This window comes from Candidatus Odyssella thessalonicensis L13 (assembly GCF_000190415.1).
In the GTDB taxonomy this organism is placed as follows: domain Bacteria; phylum Pseudomonadota; class Alphaproteobacteria; order Paracaedibacterales; family Paracaedibacteraceae; genus Paracaedibacter; species Paracaedibacter thessalonicensis.
This window is the reverse complement of the sequence record NZ_AEWF01000004.1, coordinates 204,706-224,867: the sequence shown is the minus strand read 5'-3', so window position 1 is coordinate 224,867 and position 20,162 is coordinate 204,706. Positions and strand designations below refer to the sequence as shown.

The 20,162-nt window shown below is 44.3% G+C and carries 16 protein-coding genes; 7 read left to right on the top strand and 9 right to left on the bottom strand.

Going from position 1 to position 20,162, the window contains the following annotated elements:
- Both dnaA and recF read right to left on the bottom strand, forming a co-directional pair.
- On the bottom strand, positions 1-1,389 hold the full coding sequence (dnaA, locus tag HMO_RS0108175; protein ID WP_010301255.1) for a chromosomal replication initiator protein DnaA: 1,389 nt from the start codon (positions 1,387-1,389) through the stop codon (positions 1-3).
- Between the two features lie 429 nt (positions 1,390-1,818).
- A complete protein-coding gene (gene recF, locus HMO_RS14380; RefSeq protein WP_010301253.1) occupies positions 1,819-2,964 on the bottom strand; it encodes a DNA replication/repair protein RecF in 1,146 nt (381 codons plus the stop codon).
- A 129-nt stretch (positions 2,965-3,093) separates the two neighbouring features.
- Here recF and HMO_RS0108160 point away from each other — a divergent pair, with 129 nt between their 5' ends.
- Both HMO_RS0108160 and HMO_RS15635 read left to right on the top strand, forming a co-directional pair.
- Positions 3,094-4,674, top strand: coding sequence for a pilus (MSHA type) biogenesis protein MshL (locus HMO_RS0108160; protein ID WP_010301251.1), 1,581 nt, complete (start codon positions 3,094-3,096; stop codon positions 4,672-4,674).
- 613 nt (positions 4,675-5,287) lie between these two features.
- A complete protein-coding gene (locus HMO_RS15635; protein WP_010301249.1) occupies positions 5,288-7,258 on the top strand; it encodes a helicase-related protein in 1,971 nt (656 codons plus the stop codon).
- A gap of 42 nt (positions 7,259-7,300) precedes the next feature.
- On the opposite strand, the gene HMO_RS14370 is transcribed toward HMO_RS15635, so the two are convergent.
- Positions 7,301-8,356 (bottom strand): asparaginase, encoded by a 1,056-nt coding sequence (locus HMO_RS14370; RefSeq protein WP_010301246.1) that lies wholly within the window; start codon positions 8,354-8,356, stop codon positions 7,301-7,303.
- Positions 8,353-9,222 (bottom strand): RNase adapter RapZ, encoded by an 870-nt coding sequence (rapZ, locus tag HMO_RS14365; RefSeq protein WP_010301243.1) that lies wholly within the window; start codon positions 9,220-9,222, stop codon positions 8,353-8,355. The genes HMO_RS14370 and rapZ overlap by 4 nt, the downstream gene beginning before the upstream one ends.
- A gap of 85 nt (positions 9,223-9,307) precedes the next feature.
- On the opposite strand from rapZ, the gene HMO_RS14360 reads away from it, so the two are divergent.
- Entirely contained in the window at positions 9,308-9,754 is a 447-nt protein-coding gene (locus tag HMO_RS14360; RefSeq protein WP_010301240.1) for a copper chaperone PCu(A)C, read from the top strand.
- A gap of 116 nt (positions 9,755-9,870) precedes the next feature.
- On the opposite strand, the gene HMO_RS0108135 is transcribed toward HMO_RS14360, so the two are convergent.
- From HMO_RS0108135 to HMO_RS0108110, 5 genes are all read right to left on the bottom strand, one after another.
- The gene (locus HMO_RS0108135) at positions 9,871-10,689 is read right to left on the bottom strand and encodes an SDR family oxidoreductase (protein WP_010301237.1); all 819 of its coding nucleotides are present in this window, start codon (positions 10,687-10,689) and stop codon (positions 9,871-9,873) included.
- A 12-nt stretch (positions 10,690-10,701) separates the two neighbouring features.
- The gene (locus HMO_RS0108130; protein ID WP_010301233.1) at positions 10,702-12,489 is read right to left on the bottom strand and encodes an acyl-CoA dehydrogenase C-terminal domain-containing protein; all 1,788 of its coding nucleotides are present in this window, start codon (positions 12,487-12,489) and stop codon (positions 10,702-10,704) included.
- Positions 12,490-12,491: 2 nt separating this feature from the next.
- The gene (locus tag HMO_RS0108125) at positions 12,492-14,810 is read right to left on the bottom strand and encodes a 3-hydroxyacyl-CoA dehydrogenase/enoyl-CoA hydratase family protein (protein WP_010301229.1); all 2,319 of its coding nucleotides are present in this window, start codon (positions 14,808-14,810) and stop codon (positions 12,492-12,494) included.
- Complete coding sequence (locus tag HMO_RS0108120) at positions 14,810-15,946, bottom strand: thiolase family protein (RefSeq protein WP_010301227.1); 1,137 nt, start codon at positions 15,944-15,946, stop codon at positions 14,810-14,812. The genes HMO_RS0108125 and HMO_RS0108120 overlap by 1 nt, the downstream gene beginning before the upstream one ends.
- Positions 15,947-16,655: 709 nt before the next feature.
- Complete coding sequence (locus HMO_RS0108110) at positions 16,656-17,144, bottom strand: hypothetical protein (RefSeq protein ID WP_010301220.1); 489 nt, start codon at positions 17,142-17,144, stop codon at positions 16,656-16,658.
- Between the two features lie 369 nt (positions 17,145-17,513).
- Between HMO_RS0108110 and HMO_RS17565 the strand changes: the two genes are divergently transcribed.
- The 4 genes from HMO_RS17565 (at position 17,514) to HMO_RS14355 (ending at position 20,162) form a co-directional block, all read left to right on the top strand.
- The gene (locus HMO_RS17565) at positions 17,514-17,642 is read left to right on the top strand and encodes a hypothetical protein (protein ID WP_010301214.1); all 129 of its coding nucleotides are present in this window, start codon (positions 17,514-17,516) and stop codon (positions 17,640-17,642) included.
- A gap of 326 nt (positions 17,643-17,968) precedes the next feature.
- Complete coding sequence (locus HMO_RS0108100; RefSeq protein ID WP_010301211.1) at positions 17,969-18,271, top strand: STAS domain-containing protein; 303 nt, start codon at positions 17,969-17,971, stop codon at positions 18,269-18,271.
- A gap of 32 nt (positions 18,272-18,303) precedes the next feature.
- Positions 18,304-18,960 carry a hypothetical protein gene (locus HMO_RS0108095; RefSeq protein WP_010301207.1) on the top strand — a complete coding sequence of 219 codons (657 nt, stop codon included), beginning with the start codon at positions 18,304-18,306 and terminating at the stop codon, positions 18,958-18,960.
- Positions 18,961-18,971: 11 nt separating this feature from the next.
- On the top strand, positions 18,972-20,162 hold the full coding sequence (locus tag HMO_RS14355) for a SpoIIE family protein phosphatase (RefSeq protein WP_010301204.1): 1,191 nt from the start codon (positions 18,972-18,974) through the stop codon (positions 20,160-20,162).

Here is a 20,162-nt window from a genome sequence, read left to right as displayed (position 1 = left end):
TTAGACCTCCAATGTTCGTCTTAAAATCGATAAATCTTCTGAAAACTCTCGATCACTTGCCATTAATTCTTCAACTTTACGTACAGCATGTAATACGGTGGTATGATCGCGACCACCAAATTTGCGCCCAATATCAGGCAGCGAGCGTGAGGTTAAAACTTTAGATAGATACATGGCTACCTGGCGGGGACGCGCCACATTTTGAGAACGGCGCGACGATTGCATGTCAGAGATTTTAATGCTGTAATACTCCGCCACACGTTTTTGGATGTCATCAACAGTGATACGGCGATCATTGGCTTTCAACAAATCTCGCAACACATCCTGGGTCATTTCTAAATTAATTTCGCGCCCCACCAAGGTAGAATGCGCAATAATTCGATTCAATGCTCCCTCTAATTCTCTCACATTTGAAACAATTTTAAAGGCTAAAAACTCCAAAACATCCTTTGGCACCACGGTATGCAAAGTCTCGGCCTTCGATTGTAAAATACCCAAACGAAGTTCATAGGTGGTGGGATGAATATCAGCAACCAATCCCCAGCCTAATCTTGACTTCAAACGCTCTTCCATACCCTGAAGATCCGACGGCGATTTGTCTGCTGAGACAATAACTTGATGGTTGCGGTCAACCAAGGCATTAAAAGTATGGAAGAACTCTTCCTGGGTGGTATCTTTACCGCTAATAAATTGAACATCATCAATCATCAGCACGTCAACGGAACGGAATTGTTCTTTAAAGGCTACTGTATCTTTATACCGTAAAGCGCGAATAAACTGATACATAAACTTCTCGGCTGACAAATAGATGACGCGTCTATCCGGGTGGCATTTCTTAATATGCCAAGCAATTGCATGCATTAAATGGGTCTTGCCTAATCCCACCCCCCCATAAAGGAAAAGAGGATTAAACTGGACTGTTGCGGATTCTGCTACCCGCAAAGCGGCAGCGTAGGCCAGCTCATTCGGTTTTCCGACCACAAAGTTATCAAAGGTGAAACGGGGATCTAAAGTAGACCCAATGAAACTTCCTTCGATTTCTGTTTCATCACTCATAACTGAGGGAGCGGTTTGGGGCGCATCAAGATTAACAGGGGTGGCGACTTGGCGCACAATTAAGTCAATGGTGTCAATGGTGGGATTAATATCCTGCCAATGATTCCGAATTCGGTCCAGAAAGTTAGTAGCAACCCAATCTTTCATGAAACGGGTAGGTGCCGCAATTTGTACTAACCCCCCACCAAAATTAGTAATCACTAGGGGCACAATCCAACTACGAAAAGTGGCTTCACCCAGTTCTGCTTGCAGCCGTTGACATACTGAAGCCCATTCATGAGCAACCTGGCCATGATCCGTATGCTGCGTCAGAGATTGCTGCGCGATTACCACCTAAAGACTCCTAAAATTTTAATATGATAACTGTTGGAATGCATCCATTGCAAATAGAAAATGTAGATTTCAAGCCAACCCCAACTCTTGCCCCACCGTCAAAGAAGACATCTACTTTTTAATGTCATCACCAATGTACAGGCTGGTATTAAGCTTGCTGAACCTGAATCCATATCTTCACATACAACACGTATAGCTTACACAATCCAGTTCATTGTGTCATTATTTTCTACCAGAGTCATCGGATTTTTTAATATAGGAATTATGACTCCTTTTTTGCATTTACTATTTCTATGACAGCCTTATCCCTTAATCTTTGCCATCAATTTTCCTTCTTATTGATGAGCTTTGATAACTTATTATACCAGCCAAGCGACCAAAATTACCCCTATTTTCCTACCTCGCCTCACCCTCTTAGCATTATCTTGTCTAAATAGCGATGATTTCATTACCGCTGTGTAAGCCTGCAAATTCTTCAACGTTGGTTCCGGTCATAAAAATCTGCAGATTAGCGCCACGTTCCAAAATACTCTGAACTTCTTGAAACAGATAATTGCGGTGTTCTAAGTCAAGATGAGCAACCACATCGTCTAGCAAAAGCAAGGTTAAGCGATCGCGATAACAATCAAGCAACCTGACAAACGCCAATGTCAATGCATGGAGCAACATTTTTTGCTCTCCAGTTGAGCATAGCTCCCCTGGCAAATGTTTTCCCAGATGCACCATAGCTAAATCAGAGCGATGAGCCCCTAACGCGGCGCCCCCTGTCAAAGCATCTTGATCACGGGACTGGCGCAGACCATCGCGAATACGTTCCTCAGCTACTACAGCAGCGCCTTCCCGACACCACTGATCTATTTCCCCTTCCATCTGTGCAAAGAAGCGAGGGAAAGGCGACTCTGGATCGGTCGACTGCGACTCGGTCAATTGACGAATCAACTGCGAGCGTGCAATAGCGATCGCCACTCCATCTTCTGATAACTTTTGCTCAATACTGCTGAGCCATTGCTCATCGGCTATCCGCTGGCGCAGGAGTTGGCTACGCTCCCTTAGATAATGGTCATACCGGTTAATTCGTTCCATATGGGAAGGATTGAGAACCATAACCATACGATCAACAAATTTGCGCCGAATAGCCCCCGTTTCTTGAAAAAGCCGGGCCATTGCCGGAATCACCCAAACAATATTCAACCATTCTGATAAGGTAGTCTGATTCTTTACAGGATTTTGATTAATGCGAATAATTCGTCGCTCAGCCCCTGAAGGGCCATAATCTAAAGCTGTCCCAAACGGCACAGGTATGCCGCCTAAGCAAAACCCAGCAGAGACTATCCAGGGCTGCTCGGAGTTAATGCGTTTCATTTCTGAAAGCTTAGCGGATCTTAAGCCGCGCCCTGCAGAAAATAAAGAAATTGCTTCTAGGATATTGGTCTTACCAACACCATTAGCCCCCACAAGCGCCACTACAGGCGCCGAAAAAGAAAAAGTTCGCAATTCATAGTTGCGAAAATTGACAAGATCTAACGTCTGAAGCTTGGAAACTGGGACTGAAGGAGATACAAGCAGTGTTTGCATAGTTTAGACATTACACTAAAATCGCCTCTGGAGAAAGCCCCCTCGTATTTGTCCCCAACATACTGCTTGACATTTTTTGGGGAAACGCTCCATAAGTCTATCAAGTTTAATTAGAGGGACGAGTTACCAATGAGACGCCTGTGGCTTTTATGCAATCTTATGTTATGTGCTTGCCAGCCAACCGCCCAAGATAGTTTTGCCACGCGTTCAACCCTGGATAACCTTAGACTGCCCCCCGCGGTACCACCCTCTAAACCTTACAAACGAAAAACGCCTAAGCCCAAAGTCCAAATTCCTGCTAAACTTAAGCAACCGGTTAGCATTTCGATTGGGGAAAATTTATCTCTCAAGACGGCACTAGTGGCGTTAGCCCAAAACTGCAAGATTGACATTCAGTTATCGCCTGACATTGATCGCCGCATCGTGTTCTCTGCTCATCGACGTCCCTTTATTGATGTGGTTAAAGACATCTGTGATTTGGCTGACTTAAGATTTTCAATTAAAGAGCACGCGATCCGCATTGAACCTGATACACCGTTTCCTCATAATTATAATGTCCAGCATTTAAACCTTGTCAGATCAGCAGATAATCATACCTCCATTGCCACGGATGTTTTTGCCAGTGGCAATCAAAACAATACTGCCCTCGATAATGGCTCCAATAGCAATGTCACTGCCAAGATTGAAAATGATTTCTGGTCGGAACTTAAAAGCAATCTGGAGATCATTCTCGGCAACCCCTCTCTGTTTACCCTTCACAAACAGGGTGGCATTATTACCGTCAGAGGCACAGCCAAACAACATCGCGCCGTCAATCAATACTTGAATAATCTTAAACGCGCGACAACCACCCAAGTGTTAATTGAAGCTAAGGTTATTGAGGTCAGCCTAAAAGATGAATTCAAAGCTGGCATCAACTGGAAACAGCTAACCCACGACGTCTTCCGCGCTAATATACCGTTTGGCAAAATTGCTCAAGAAAGCAAAATAGCCGCCGCTATGACTCCTCACCAGGACATTTTAAGTGTCGGCTTAGATACAGGAGATTTTTCAGCCATTCTCCAAGCCATACAACAATTTGGCGCAACAAGAACTTTATCGAGTCCGCGTCTAACGGTTTTAAACAACCAGAATGCCATCCTTAAAGTGGCTCAGAATCAAGTATACTTTCGGTTGCGTTATGACAAGCAGTTCAATTTAACTATTAACCGCGAATCCGTGAATGTAGCCAGCGATATCCAGACTGTTCCTATTGGTTTAGTCATGGCGGTTCAGCCTTCAATTGATGAGGATACAGGTGAAATTATTCTTTCCTTGCGGCCAACCATCTCACGCCTTAATCGCTCGGTTGCTGACCCGGCAGTCGATATTGCCTACCAAGCCAGTGGCGGTGGGAGTGAAAGCCCTAAACCGTCGCTAATTCCCGTGGTCGAAGTCCGCGAAATTGATTCCGTTCTGCGGGTAAAATCTGGCCGTATAGCAGTGCTGGGAGGGTTAATGGAGTCTCGCAAAGCCGTCGAGGATAGCAAACTCCCTTGGATTGGTGATATTTGGGGGATCGGCCAATTAGCTTCTGCCAAATCTGAAACCGAAGAAATTGTCGAACTTGTGATCTTACTTAAAGCTACGGTAATGGAGGGAGACGAAGACCTCGAGCCTGCGGATCAGCGCTTAGCATATGACTATACCGATGATCCCCGGCCTTTATAAACCTAAAAAGCTTGAAGCTATCCGAGACAAGAATAACAGATTCTAAGTGGGGAACAGTGTCGGGCGGGCGATTTAAAGCCAAAGCACCGATCAGACGAGAAAGGGACAAGAGTAACGGGAGAGAGATTATTGCTCGGTGTTATAATTGCTACAGTCCTGTAAATCCACATTTTCTCTGGCAAGAGTGGCTTTAGATAAATGTATTATTGGTGGCCCAATTATGTTTCTGATAAGAGATAAAAATTATAATAGTACCCCTCAGATAATGGCATTCATTGGGCTGCTTTTTGCCGCCGACTGCAGCAAATAGAACTCAGTAGAGGCAAGCTGTAAGCAGACAGGACCGCTGAGGGCATTTTGGGATAGGAGAAGGCAGCTCGTTGCTTACTGCTGAGATATAATAAAAAACATCAGTGCTTCCTCTTCTTTTCTTGAGCTCTTTTCCGCTCTTCCTACGTCGAAAATTCGGCTGCATAGTTTCTTAAATAGCTTTGAAAAGAGGCACCCTAATACATTTCACGGTCAAAGTAAAAATTTTGGCTTAATCTATTGAAATTTGATGAACTATTATCCATATAAATGGCATAAAAATATGAATAAAGTGATCAAATGTATGAATATAATTTCTAGGACGACCTCTCAATTATTTCTAACGGTGCTATTTACATGCTCAATCAGCAATCTACGCGCTAGTGATGAAGATATATACAAGGAATTGGCAGAGATTATTGATTTAGATGCTGAAGCATTTGCAAGTTTAAGTGACATCAATCTCTTTGATCATCCTGAAGAAGACGCTAAGTCTGGTAACTTTCAGGAGGGGTTCTCGATTCAAGAGGGGTTCCCTATTTCCTCCACAAACGGCTGTGATAATGGATCTGCTTTTCAAAGTGATTCTCTGGCCTCCTCATTCTTACCCGGTTTAACGCCCCTGGCCCCCTCGGGCTTTCAAGGAGGCTTTCCCTCTTTTTCGTCCCCCTACATTTTCCCTTCACCAACCCCTGCTCCATTACCGTCAACAGTGTTGCCGATCTTGCCATCTTCGGGCATTCAGCTTCCTTTCTTAATACCTGTACCTGACCAAGAAGAGTGGCACGTTTCGGATAGTATGTATTTTCCGGAAGGATTCTTAGATCCTGCCCCTTTGACGCCGGGGAATTTTGCACCGAACTACCATGGAGGGCGTTTTACTACCCTCTCCTATGGCCCACTCGTCCCCTCTGTTCCTTTGGGAGTTCAGACATCGACCCAGTCATCAACCCATAAAAGACGGTGTAGAGGGGAAGATTTTGCCTTTCTCGAAATCGTTAAAAGCAAAAAGAAAAAAAGGCGAACGGACCAAGAAATCGATAATCAGCAGCAAGCTACATCTATTCAGAATGAGGATAATCTGAAGAGGAAATTCCGCAAGCGCATGGCCTATCAGCTGACCGCTGATCAAGCAAGAGTGATTCAAGAAATTGAGACCGACATGCAAGCTTCCGAAAGTATAGATCGTGCTGTTATTGCTCCAGTGGGGGCTGGAAAAACCGAGATTGCTATGCATGCTGCTTTTAAAGTGGCGCTATTAGGTAAGCAAGTAGTAGTATTAACACCACGGTGTTCTTTATCCGAGCAGCATCATAATTCCTTCAGAAAAAGGTTTAAGGGCATTGCTGACGTTGCTTTCCTGGCAACTAAATTGCCTGAGCACAAGAAACAAGATATTTATGATAAGATACGGCAGGGTGGAAAGCAGATTATCATCGGAACTCATTGCCTTTTATCTGACAAACTAACTTATAAAAATCTTGGTCTTGTGATTATTGATGAAGAGCAAGGTTTCGGCGTTCAACAGAAGGAATTTCTTTCGAAAAGATATCCTGACGCCCATACTCTAATTTTAACAGCGACGCCTATCCCCCGCACTCAAGAGTTGATTAACTTGGGGTATTATAAGTCCAGCACCGTCGATAGTTTACCGAATGGAAGGCTTGCCATTGACACCAAAATTTCCCCCTTTTCTTTAGACTGCGATGCCTCTATTACTCTGGTAACCGAGGCTATAAAACGCGAGAAGGACCGCAATGGGTTAACTTTTTTTATTACTCATACGATTGCCAGCTTAAAAATATTGCAAAAATTTCTAAGTGATTACCTTCCCAACATCTCCCATAAAACCCTTCATGGAAAAATGAAACCAGAGGAACGCTCTGAGATTCTAACAGAATTTAGAGCCCAAAAATTTAATGTCTTAGTTGCAACAAATATTATTAGTGTAGGCATCGATATCCCCCAAGCCAATACCATTATTATCCATGATGCCAACAAATTTGGAATGGCGGACTTGTGTCAAAGTAGAGGTAGAGTGGGACGCAGCTCAATCCAAGGCTATGCAATACTGCTCTATGATCAAAATAAAATTACCGAGACCAGCTTGCAGAAACTCCAAACAATTGAAAAATACTCAGGCCTTAATGATTCAAAAGTTATCTCAGAGATGGATTTAAAGATCAGAGGGGGTGGTGATGTCTTATCTACCAGTCAACATGGACATCATAATACGAATTCGAAAAGGATTTTGGAGGAGTATTTAAATTCATAATAGTGCTCGTTTATGAGACAAGCGGAGAGCAGATATTTTGCTTTATAAGGCGTTGGCCTCTTCCGTGTCTAAAACTGGCTTACCAATTGCTTCCAGCATTACCCCGCTGCGGTACTGGCCCACCGCCACCTTAGTCCAAGTCTTGATGGATTGGTGAATCCAGTCATCCAGTAAGGTATCACGGCGTAAAACTTTTAAACGCTTCAATAAGTCAGCCAGAGCCACTTCAGCAGCTTTCAGATGGCCATCATCAATACGCAGAGCAATGCCCCACTTACGTCCTGGTAGCCACGCTGTAAAGACGCCATCAGCTCCCATTTTAACAAGAACTTCCCCGTCGGTCTTTTCAATAACATCGGTACAGAACCGTCCTGCACCTGCCAGTAAATATGGATGCTCCTGAACAGATTGAGTAATACGATAGCAGGCTGCTTGTAACTCTGAGCTCAAATCCTGCGGATGTGCTAAGCGGGCCATTCCCTTAGCCAGCTTGAGTAAGGACATTCCCATCATGGGGATACAGCAACCATCGACCCCCTTGGGAGAGGCATCCCAGTCAATTCCTAGAACTGAGGCGGACGTTTGCATCACATAGTTCTGAGTGAGACTACCTAAAGCGGTATACCCTGGCACCGGTGCTCCCAACGCTTTGGCAACGGTCATGAATCCCGCATGCTTCCCCGAGCAGGCATTATGCAGCGCTGTGGGTTTTTCGCCGCGGGCGCGTAGCTGCTGCTGAGCTTCGCGGCCCATAGGTGCATGCACCCCGCATTCTAAATCTGCAACGCTTAAATCCAACCGTTGTAACCACTGTGCCACTAAGTCCACATGGACCGGCTCACCGTTATGGGAAGCACACGCTAAAGCAAGCTCCGCATTGCTCACATAGTAATGCTGGGCGGCACCACTGATGATAATGCTTATAGCATTGATGGGCTTGAGCGCCGATCGCGCAAAGATAAGCTGTTGGTAATTGCCAGCAGCCGCAATCAGGTCGCCGTCACTATCAACGACTGCATAGCTGCCGCGATGGCGATTTTCAATCAAGTCGCCGCGTTTAACCTCGACCAGGATCGGGTTATTGACATCTTTAATCATCTGCTCAACTCCCGATGTTCAACCATGACCTCTTCTCCATTCTTTTCCAGAAACTCTGCTAACTGTTCCACCATAAAAACTGACCGATGTTGCCCGCCTGTGCATCCGCACGCAATTGTTAAGTAGCTGCGTCCAGAATTCTTAAAACCCGCTAATGTTGGCCCCAAAGTCTCTTCTAACAGATGAAAAATTCGGTGCCATAGTGGATCTTGAAGCAGAAACTTGGCAACAAATTCATCCTGTCCAGTCAAGTGTTTGAGGGACTCCTCATAATGGGGGTTTTCCAGAAACCGTGCATCCCAGACAATATCAGCATCAGAGGGTAGCCCTTTACGGTAAGAGAAAGAAATCAGGCGAATTTGTAACTTAGGAGAAGTGGAACGGACAAAGATATTCTTAAGGACACGACCCAGGGTTATCACCGACACTAATGAAGTATCAATAACATGATCAGCAGCTTCATTGAGCGGCGCCAAGGATACTCGTTCATAATGAATACCTTCTTCTAAGGTTTTTTGCCCGTAAGGGTGGCGATGTCGAGAAATGTTATAGCGTTTTAAGAGAACATCATCCTGACATTCCAGATATAAAAGCTTAACTTTATAGGTTTGGCGTAAATCCTTAAGTGTGCATAAAAAGCTATCAACCTGTTGAGTGAGAGTCCGCACATCCACACCAATAACGAGAGGCAATTGCAGCTTGCCAGCAAGCGCACCGGACTGAATATAAGAGAAAAGATACTGGGGCAAATTATCGATCACGACATAACCCAGGTCCTCAAACACCTTAAGGGCGGTGGATCGTCCTGCCCCTGACATTCCTGTGATAAAGATAAAATCTGCCGTTTTATTTTGACCGTTTCTCATATTCCCCCTACTGAGACAAACTGTCATATAGTTTTAATTATGATTCTTAGGTACATGTAAAGCCATAACTTTCTAGAGGTTAAAAATGAAGGTAAAATTATTATTAACGGCTTTTGCCCTGCTGACAAACTTTGCAGCTGCAGAATGCTGTTCTGAAGCAACAACAAAAAAAATTCACATTGAACACCCCTTAGTGCGCCCAGCCCAAAAGAATAAAAACACGGGTGCCTACATGAGCATCAAACTTGACTGTATGAAAGCAACTGACACCCTCCTCAGTGCTGAATCAGAGATTTGCACTGCTGTTGAAATCCACGATCATATTAATGACAACGGCATCATGCGTATGCGTCCTGTTAAAACTGTTCAGATTAAAAACGGTGAGATTAAATTTGTCCCAGGTGGCTTACATGTTATGCTGATGGGATTAAAAAGGGACCTTGTCGCCGGCGAGACCATTAAAATTCGTCTCAATTTTGAAAAAGCTGGAGCCGTAGACATTGATTATCAGGTCGGTAACCCAGCTGTATAAATGCAGCACTTATTTCAGGTAATGATCGACATCCAGCCTGATGAGCTGGATGTTTTTCTTTAAAAGCAAAGGGAGCCAATACTTTCCCCTTCTCTTTTAAGCTACCAGCACATCCATCAATCTAAAAAGAAGTCAGGCAACAGAGATGCGCCCTCTTTAACTGCGTAACAAGATAAATCATCATATCCTTCGGCCAGAAGAACTTCTTCATCGGTAAAAAAGTTTCCGGTACATCCTGCCGCTGGACGATTAAAGATCGCATAAGCAGCCTCAGCGACGATCTCAGGCTTTCTCATGCAGTCAACAGGAATATTGGGATCAATTGCTTTAAAAGCATCAGTGGCGATCGCAGTAACTGGCCATAAGGCATTAAAGGCGACCCCTTGATTACGAAATTCTTCAGCCATTCCTAACACACACATGCTCATCCCATATTTAGACATGGTATAAGCCACATGCTTTTTGAACCATTTAGGATCCATATTGAGCGGCGGTGACAAGGTCAACACGTGCGGATTAGCTGCCTTAAAAAGATGCGGTAGGCAGGCTTGAATGGTTGCGAAGGTTGCTCGGACATTAACGGCCATCATTAAATCAAACCGATTGACGGGGGTTTGTAAGGTCCCCGTAAGATTAATGGCACTGGCATTATTGACAACAATATCAATTCCGCCAAAATGGTCGACTGCTTTCTGCACGGCTTCTTGAATTTGCGATTCTTGGCGGGCATCTAACTTAATGGGAAGGCACTGCCCCCCTGCCACTTGAATCTCTTCAGCGACTGTATAGATGGTACCCGGTAAGCTCGTATGGGGGGTATCGGTTTTAGCGGCAATAATAATATTGGCCCCGTCTTGAGCACAGCGCAAAGCAATTGCTCGCCCAATCCCCCGACTTCCGCCGGTAATAAAGATAGTTTTACCCTTTAATGACATCCGCTTTTCCTTTTATCCAAAATGTTTGTCATCTGGGCCCATTAAAGCCTTAGCGCCGGCCATAATCTGGGCAAATAGTGCTGAGGATTGTGGCAGGATTTTGTTCATGAAAAAGCGAGCCATATGAATCTTTGCTTCATAGAAATCATCTTCTCCTTGGCCAAGCTTGGACATTGCAACTTCTACCGTACGACACCATAAATAGGCCAGTGACACTAAACCAAATAATTTTAAGAAATCAGTGGCGGCAGCTCCTGCTTCATCAGGATTACCTAAGGCCTTGATCGCTATATTAACTGTTGCCTGTTGCAGTCGCCCAAATGCTTTAGCAAAGGGTTGAATGAACTCTGCTAACTCTGCATTAGTCTCTCGCTCCTTGAGATAAGTTTCTAGAGGATGAAAGAACCGACGCAGATACCGCCCGGTATGGGCTGGCATCTTACGGCCCACTAAGTCTAAGGCCTGAATACCATTTGTTCCTTCATAGATCTGGGCAATACGAGCATCGCGGACAAACTGCTCCATTCCCCATTCCTGGATATAACCGTGACCGCCATAAATCTGCATCCCCAGATTAGCATTGTCCGTGCCCATATCAGTTAAGAATGCCTTGATGATTGGCGTCATCAGCTGAACAAAGTCTTCAGCTTCTTGGACTTGGACAGGATCAGTCCCATGTTCCATAATATCCAAGGATTCGGCCACCCAGGCACTCAAAAGACGACAACCCTCATTCATACATTTCATGGTAAGCAGCATACGCCGAATATCAGGATGAACAATCAAAGGATCCGCTGGCTTATCGGGATTCTTCACCCCTGTTAACGAACGCCCTTGCAATCGGTCCCGCGCATAAGCCAAGGCGTTCTGATAAGCGACTTCCCCAATCCCTAAGCCTTGCATTCCAACGCCGATGCGTTCCGTATTCATCATGGTAAACATGTTATTGATCCCTTGATACAGTTCACCGACAAGATAACCGGTGGCACCATCAAAGTTCATTACGCAGGTTGCTGAAGCTTTAATCCCCATTTTATGCTCAATGGAGGCACAAAAAGCAGGGTTACGGCCCCCTAAACTCCCATCCTCGTTGACCAAAAACTTAGGAACAAGGAATAAGCTGATTCCTTTAATGCCCGGCACGGCTTCGGGGGTGCGGGCAATCACAAAATGGATGATATTTTCGGTAAGGTCGTGCTCTCCTGACGAAATAAAAATCTTCGTCCCTGAAAGTTTATAGGTACCATCAGCCTGCGGTTCCGCCTTAGTACGCAGCATTCCTAAGTCTGTCCCACAATGGGGCTCCGTTAAGCACATGGTTCCGCCCCAAATCCCTTGAATCATTTTAGGCAAATACTTATCCTTAAGCTCTTTGCTGCCATGGCGATCCAACATGACGGAGGCACCCCGGGTCAAACCTGGATATAAACTAAATGACAGGTTCGCTGAACAAATCATTTCTTCTGTCATCGTAGAAATGAGATTAGGTAACCCTTGACCACCGTATTCTGGATTTCCTGTTAACGTTGGCCAGCCTCCCTCAACAAAGGCTTGATAAGCCTCTTTAAAGCCTTTAGGGGTCGTGACAGTTCCTTCTTGCCACTTACAGCCTTCTTTATCGCCGGATTGATTAATTGGCTGCAATACAGTTTCTGCAAACCGGGCCGCCTCGTTAAGGACCGCTTCAATAAGGTCATTATTAATCTCAGCAAATCGCTGAAGGGATTGAATTGTGTGTGTTCCAATAACTTCATTGAGAACAAACATCATATCTCTTAAAGGTGCTTTATAGGTTGGCATGGCTAGTTCCTCAATGGTTTTCCGGTTTCAAGAATACTTTGCATACGAGCATGCGTTTTCGGATTACGGATAAGCGTCATAAACGCTTCACGTTCAAGGGCTAAGATTTCCTCTTCAGTGCTGGCCTCATCTTCACCGCCGGTAAGAATGTAAGCCAATTTCTTAGAGATTTCTTCATCATACTCCGTGGCTTTGCCCAGCTTAACCATGGCTTTTACGGCCATCGTTAAGGAAACACGTGCCGCACTGCCAGGAAGGTTATACTGCGGCGGTTCAGGCGCTTGATAGCCACCGACTAAGGACAACGCATGCGCTTTAGCCATGGCGAGAACGCGATCACGATTCATGACAATCGGATCTTCTTCTTTAATGAAAAGATTTTCTTTCGCCTCAAAGGCGGATTTGGCTACTCTGGCAGTGCCGATGGTCTCAAATAATTTACCAACAGCGACCATCCCCCCAGCAGGACCACGTTTGTTGGTCAAGTAGCGATGGAGCATTTCTTTACATCCACCCCAGGCGGGTACAATTCCTACTCCAACTTCAACCAAGCCAATATAGGATTCAGAGTGGGCCACCACCGCGTCACTGTGCAACAGAATCTCGCATCCGCCGCCCAAAGCCATTCCTGAGGGCGCCGATACCACGGGGAATGGCGCATATTTTAACGCCATATAAGCGTCTTGGCCGCCTTTAACAATGGATTCAATTAATGGCCACAGCGCCACGTTAATAGCAAATAGAGCTAGACCCAAGTTTGCCCCAGCTGAGAAGTTTGATCCTTCATTATAGACAACTAAAGCTTTATAGTCTTTCTTAACGATATCCACCGTTTTCATAATCATCTTCATGATTTCAGGATCTAAAGAATTCATCTTACTGATGAATTCCAAACACACGACTCCATCACCGATATCCCACAGAGCCGCTGAGGCATTCTTGGCAATAGGCTTGGTTTTAAGTTTGATATCACTCAGCACTAACACCCCTTCTGGGCGCTTTAGTTCTGTATAGCCGCTACCATTGAAATAGTGGATGGCTCCGTTTTCAATTTTATAGAAGGATCCGTCTCCCACGGCTGCTAATATGGCGGGAACGGCTCGCCCTTCGGCCTTAAGACGGTCGCTAAACCAAGCGGCTCCGATTTTGTCGATGAGTTCAAAAGGCCCGTATTTCCAATTATAGCCCAGACGCATGGCTTGATCGATATCGGCAATATTATCGGCAATGTCGTTGGCAATATCAGCGGTATAGCGTAAAACTTCAGAGAGAACACTCCACGCATATTGACTATAAGGATCCGTACCTGATAGCAGTAAGCGCAGGTTATTCTTAGCCGCATTAAGGATCGGTAACTTCGCTTTTTGTGAAGGGGCAAACTCACCTGTTTTTAAATTAACTGACTCTTTGACTTTACTGCCATCAGCGGTCTTATTAAGGCGATAAAAGCCACCTTTGCCTTTACGGCCCGTATAGCCGTCCTCGATCAATTTGTGAATGACAGGAATATCTTTATAGCTGGTATTAAATGGATCGATTTGCGGCAAAGCGTTACGCATACTTTGGGTTACCAAAGGAATTAAATCCAGTCCCACCAGATCAACAAGGGCAAAAACACCCGTTTTAGGAATGCCCATGGGCCGCCCAAAAATGGCATCAGCTTCTTCGACGGAGATATCACGGTCTAAAGCTTCGACCATTGCTTTTTGAATCCAGAAGGTTCCAATGCGGTTAGCAATAAAGCCTGGTGAATCTTTGCAATTGACTACCCCTTTACCAAGGTGAATATCAGCAAACTCGGTTAAGGTTTTTAAAGATTCTTTATCGGAATCGGGGGCTGAGACAATTTCAAGGAGACGCGTATAGCGTGGTGGATTGAAAAAGTGGGTAATAAAGAAATTCTTCTTAAAGTCTGCCGAGCGCCCTTCAACCAATTTTTCCATTGGAATGGTGGAAGTATTGGAAGAAACAATAGTACCGGGACGGATAACTTTTTCGAGTTTAGTATATAAATCACGCTTATACTCAATCTTCTCAATAATCGCCTCAACGATCCAGTCGCAGTCCGCTAGTTTTTCTAGATCAGACTCCGTGTTTCCTGCGGTGACCCGTTTGACCGCAGCTGCCGACATGAACGGGGCTGGATCTGTCTTCTTCATCCGCTCAATAGCATCCTCTGCTAATTTGTTCTTCTGTCCTAAGCCAGATTGCGGAAGATCTAACAATAACACTTGGATACCGGCATTGGCCATATGGGCAGCAATGCCGCTCCCCATAACACCCGCCCCAATGACAGCAGCTTTTTTAATTTCTCTGACCATTAAATCGCCTCCAAAATTGTTGCAATTCCTTGCCCACCGCCAATACATTGAGCTGAGAGAGCATATTTCTTCTTTTCGCGTTGCAGCAAGGCAGCAGCTTTACCGGTTATCCGCGCCCCTGTCGCCCCTAAAGGATGGCCTAAGGCTAAAGCGCCGCCATCAATATTAATCTTGCCCCAGTCCAATCCTAATTCTTTAACACAAGCGATTGCTTGAGAGGCAAAAGCTTCATTGAGTTCGATAATATCGAGATCTTTTGCTGTTAATCCGGCTCTTTCGAGGGCCTTCTTGGTGGCAGCCACGGGGCCAATTCCCATGATATCGGGATCACATCCTGCAACAGCAAAACTCTTAATTCGAGCTAACATGGGTAAACCGTGCTTACGAGCATAATCTTCCGAGCAGACTAAAACCGCTGCGGCCCCATCGGTAATCGGGGAAGAGGTTCCAGCTGTTACGGTCCCTTTCGCATCAAAGGCTGGCTTTAGATTGGCTAAGGCTTCTAAAGTTGTCCCGGATCGGATACAAGAATCTTTGTCGACCACTCCAGTCTTCGTCGCGACTGGCACAATTTCATCTGTTAGGCGCCCTTCTGCTTGGGCTTTAGCGGCCTTTGCATGAGAGTCCACCGCCAGCTGCTCTTGCTCTTGGCGTGAAATATTCCAACGGCTGGCAACATTTTCGGCAGTGTCACCCATTCCGATATACGCTCCCGGCATCCGCTCATATAATTTAGGATTAGGCAACGGATTAAAGCCGCCCATGGGTACTCGGCTCATGGATTCAACGCCTGCACAGATGAAAACATCACCGGCGCCACTCGCAATAGCCCCAGCCGCTTGATGGATGGCCTGCATGGAAGATCCACAAAAACGATTAACCGTAACGCCGCCTATGGTAATTGGTAAGTCTGCATTTAAGACAACTAAACGCGCCATATTTAAGCCTTGCTCCCCTTCTGGGAAAGCGCAGCCAAGAATTAAATCTTCAATGTCATTGACATTGACTTTAGTCTTTTCAACCAACGATTTAACCGCAGCTGTGGCTAAATCATCAGCTCTGACTTTGGTTAATTCCCCTTTTCCCCCAAAAGAAAACGGTGTACGAACATACCCAGCAATAACGACGTTTCGCATGTGACCTTCCTGCAAAATTAATCAACATTTACTAAAATGCTATCAAATATTTAGAAGAAGTACACTTTGTATTTCTTCCTAACAAAGAGTTAACAAAATACATTAAACCAATAACTTAACGAAGAATTAATGACCATGTAAAGGGCAGTGAAAACGGCTCAATTCTTTAGCTGAGCGAGAAATATTAGACCAAGGTGGGATGGCATAAATTGAGGGCGCTCACAATATTATATTGGAGAGAATACTCAAAGAAATTAATAACATTAAGGTCTGTCTTATAGAACATGAAAAGTGTTATGAGGAAGGTATGAGAAGAGTCGCTTGGAGGCAATAAATCGAAAAGGCACTCAATCTTCATTATCTGATCTTCTCTTATGTGGAAATCAGCAAATTCCGGGCAATTTGATTGAATCTATTATTCCTGAACAGATCCTTACTTTTAAAATAAATGGAGGAGAATCGACTGTTAAGTTCGTAAAAGATCTGCACAACGAGTAGGTAAAGTGCTGTGCGAGGATTTGTGTAAAGAATTATCCTTAGGACATCAGAAACTTTAGACTTATTTTCAACTTCAAAGAGGCCTGAGATAAGCCCCCCTTTGGAGGACTAATCCGTTTGAAATATCTTATTAGGCAACGACGTCTAATTTTCAATACTTATCTGTCTTAGGCGCTGTATCGAAGATCAATTAGCCATCACTCCCTCTATTTTATCGATCCTTCTTGCTCGCCCAACGCGGGAAATTAATTCCATACATCATGGCCGTGCCCCCTGTGGTCAATACGGCATTGACGGTAGTCAACGTTAAGGCAATTGTATTATAATAGCTCTCTCCGGTGAAAAGATAGGCGTAACTGCAGCAGGCAGCTCCAACACCCATTCCAAATTCGACAAGATTTCTTAGAGTTGAGATTCCAAAGATTACCCCAGGTCCGCTCGGGGTAAAGTACCCCCCTGGTCGGTAGTCCATGGTGTAAGAAGCAGCAGCATTGAGGATGGGGGAAACGAGATTACCCGTGTTGTAGAGGGCTGCCGTTTGAGGTGTGGCATAAGCTGTCACAAAAGGAGCAGATACCGTGGCAGCTACTGATAGGGGACCAAGCACAGTGACGTCAAGCGCTTTTAGGGAGGAACAAAGACCTAAAGTTATGACTCCGGCTTTGATAAGATGGGTTGCTTTTAAACGATGGGCTTTCATAATATACTCCTTTTGGACTTTGTCCTTTTTATGGCCAGGTTATGTTGAACAAAATGTTTATGCGATTGCGCTTTTTAGGGACAATTTAAGTGCCTCTTTTAGATCTAAGATTAATTTTACATTAATTTTAGCAAAACACTATATAGATTCTGGAAAAGCAACCCTTCTATCGGAAGGCTACCGTTAGAGAAGACATTAAAAAGTGGTAAAGGTTTATTTCCTACGTCTGGTGAAATAATACAGGATATTAAACTACCAAAAGATGCTATTCTAAAATTATGTATACTCAGTATGATCTCTCGTAATGATTGCTGTAAGCACTGTAGGCCGCTTTTCTTGGAAGCAATGGCGCACAAAGGTTGGCTAAGCATGACTTTACCTGGCGCTCGCCTCTCCCTAAGCGTCGCCCTGCCTCTCATTAAGAAATATGAAGTTTCCTGCGTATTTGTTGAATCTGCTGAGGCGTTAAAAACTGATCAACCTTGGGCTTTAAATTGAGATACGCTACTTCTGCTATCCGACTATCTTCGCATGACAGAGTTCGGCCTTAACCTGATTTAGATCGGGAGAAGGTTCTCTTTTCTCTGTAATCTAATATCCCTATCGAGCCATTTCGGTGCTTAATCTACAAAGAACAGAAAATACCGTGATCAAGAAAACTCTCAAGCAAGTAGCAATATTAGTCTCGCCTAAAGCAGTCTCTAACATTTTATTAGTAATCACGTTTATTAATCATTTTTAGGTAATTTAACGTTCTTTTAACCATCTCCCGTCTAGGATGATCCTATAACTGGGATCCTTTTAGAGGAAGCAAGAGGAAGATTATGAATTACACATGTAAAACTGTGGGAGATGCCGTTATTGTTGATCTCAAAGGACGACTGACATTTGCTGATTATAGCCAGTTTCGTGAGCTTACTGAGCTATTTACTGAGAATAAATCTAGAGAGTGCCAGATGAATCTACAAGATTTAGAATTCATCGATTCGGCCGGTCTCGGGATGTTGCTAATTGCGCGTGATAAAATGCGTCTGCAAGATGGGGAAGTAACCTTAAAAGGGGCTCATGGACAAGTTAAAAAAATGCTTGATTTAGGTCACTTTGCCAGCTTATTTCGCGTTGAATAACAAACTTAAGCATTTATGTGCAGGAGGGGACAATGGCCAAGTGCCAGCCGCTATTATTATGCCAAGATAATGCTGCCAAGAAAAAGGCTGTTCCGGCCAGATCACCTCTTATTAGCATCTTACGGTCACCCGTAAGTTCAGATCGTATTATTGTATCCCTTAATGAAGGCAAACGTATTTTTACGGATAGTCGTAGCAATCTAAACCTTAAGGTCTTTCAAGAAATTTACACTAACACTTCCCCAAATTTTATTGTTTTATGTTTTAAGAATAAAGACATTTATGCTTTAGAATTTGTCCAAATTTTATCCCACTTCTTGAAACTACAAGATTGTTCCTCGAGCTGTCATGACCACATTTTAACAGCAACCCAAGAAGCCTATGCTAATGCCTTTTTATGGAGCAGTTTAGATTTAGAGTCTTCTGCTGAGCGGCGCCCCTTAGATTTCTTCCTCAAGATTGAAAAAAGATTAAAAGACAACCTATATTCAGATCGTTATATGGGAGTTTATGCCGCAAAGTCTGGGCAAGGTTGGGAAGTTATAATCCATGTTGAAGGCAGACCGATAGCCTGGCCTCGTCAGGGTTGTGCCGAGCAATTTAGGGGAGTTAATCTCATCCAAAGTTTGACTGATAAGGTGGCTTTCGATAAGAAGGGTCAAGCAATACGCCTTTATTTCTCGAGCTGAGGTAGCGGGACATGTTTTACAATCATGAAAATCCGCTCCAAGCCTCTATATATGACAATAAAATATTGGTGGTTGATGATTCCTCAATTAATAGAGACCTGATCAGCAGTTTCTTAAAGGCCGCTGGCTATCGCAGCATAGATACCGCTGTTGATGGTCAAGACGCTTTAAATAAGCTCAAAGAGCAGGCCATCGATCTGGTTATCCTTGACCTAATTATGCCGAATGTGGATGGAACGACGGTCATCAAAGAAATTCGCTCAGACCCCCATTTAAAACAGCTCCCTATCCTAGTCCAGACCGCTATCTCTGATCCAGAAGAGCGAGCAGAGGCGTGGAAATATGGGGCAACTGACATTATCACCAAACCTATCCATAAACTTGAATTATTATCCCGGGTTAAAGTTCAGCTTGAAAACAGCTTCTTAATTCGCGAACTTGAAAATTACCATAAAATTGCCGCTCAAGAAGTCGCAAAGGCCTTGGAATTACAGAAATCACTGTTACCCAGTGCTGCGGTGATTCAGTCCTTGGAAGAAAAATATAACCTTTCGATTAATTCAGTTTTTATTCCGTCACGTTTTTTGAGCGGCGATATCTGGGGGCTCTATGAACTCGGACCTAATCAGATCATGGTATGGATTTGTGATTTTTCCGGTAAAGGGATTAGCGCTTCTCTTTATACACTCGGTCTTCACACTCTTATTGCTGAGCATCGTAGCACCCTTCAGACTCCCGCCGCCCTAATTCACCTTGTTAATAACAAAGTTCGCGAAATGATCAAGGAAGGTAACTTTTGTACATTTTTGGCTGGCATTATCGATCTAGAAAATAGAAGGTTTGATTACTTATCTGCCAGCTCCACTCATCCTATTATTTATCATCCTCAACACAGGAACTATACCTTAGGCGATGGCTCTGGACTCCCGTTAGGAATTGTCGAAGATGTTCGCTATACGCATCGCAGCCTGGAGTTCCAGGAAGGTGATAGCTTGATCCTTTACAGTGATTTGATGTGGGAAAATCACGGTGGAATACCCGACATTTCGTTCTTACCCGAAGAACTTCCCTGTTTAATCCGTACGCTTGATGGGCAGGATCTGTTCCAAGCCGTCAAGCATAAAATAGATGAATTTGACGATCCGGCTTTTTCAGATGACTTAACGCTTATAGAAATCACCATTAAGCCGCAAGGAGGCTAA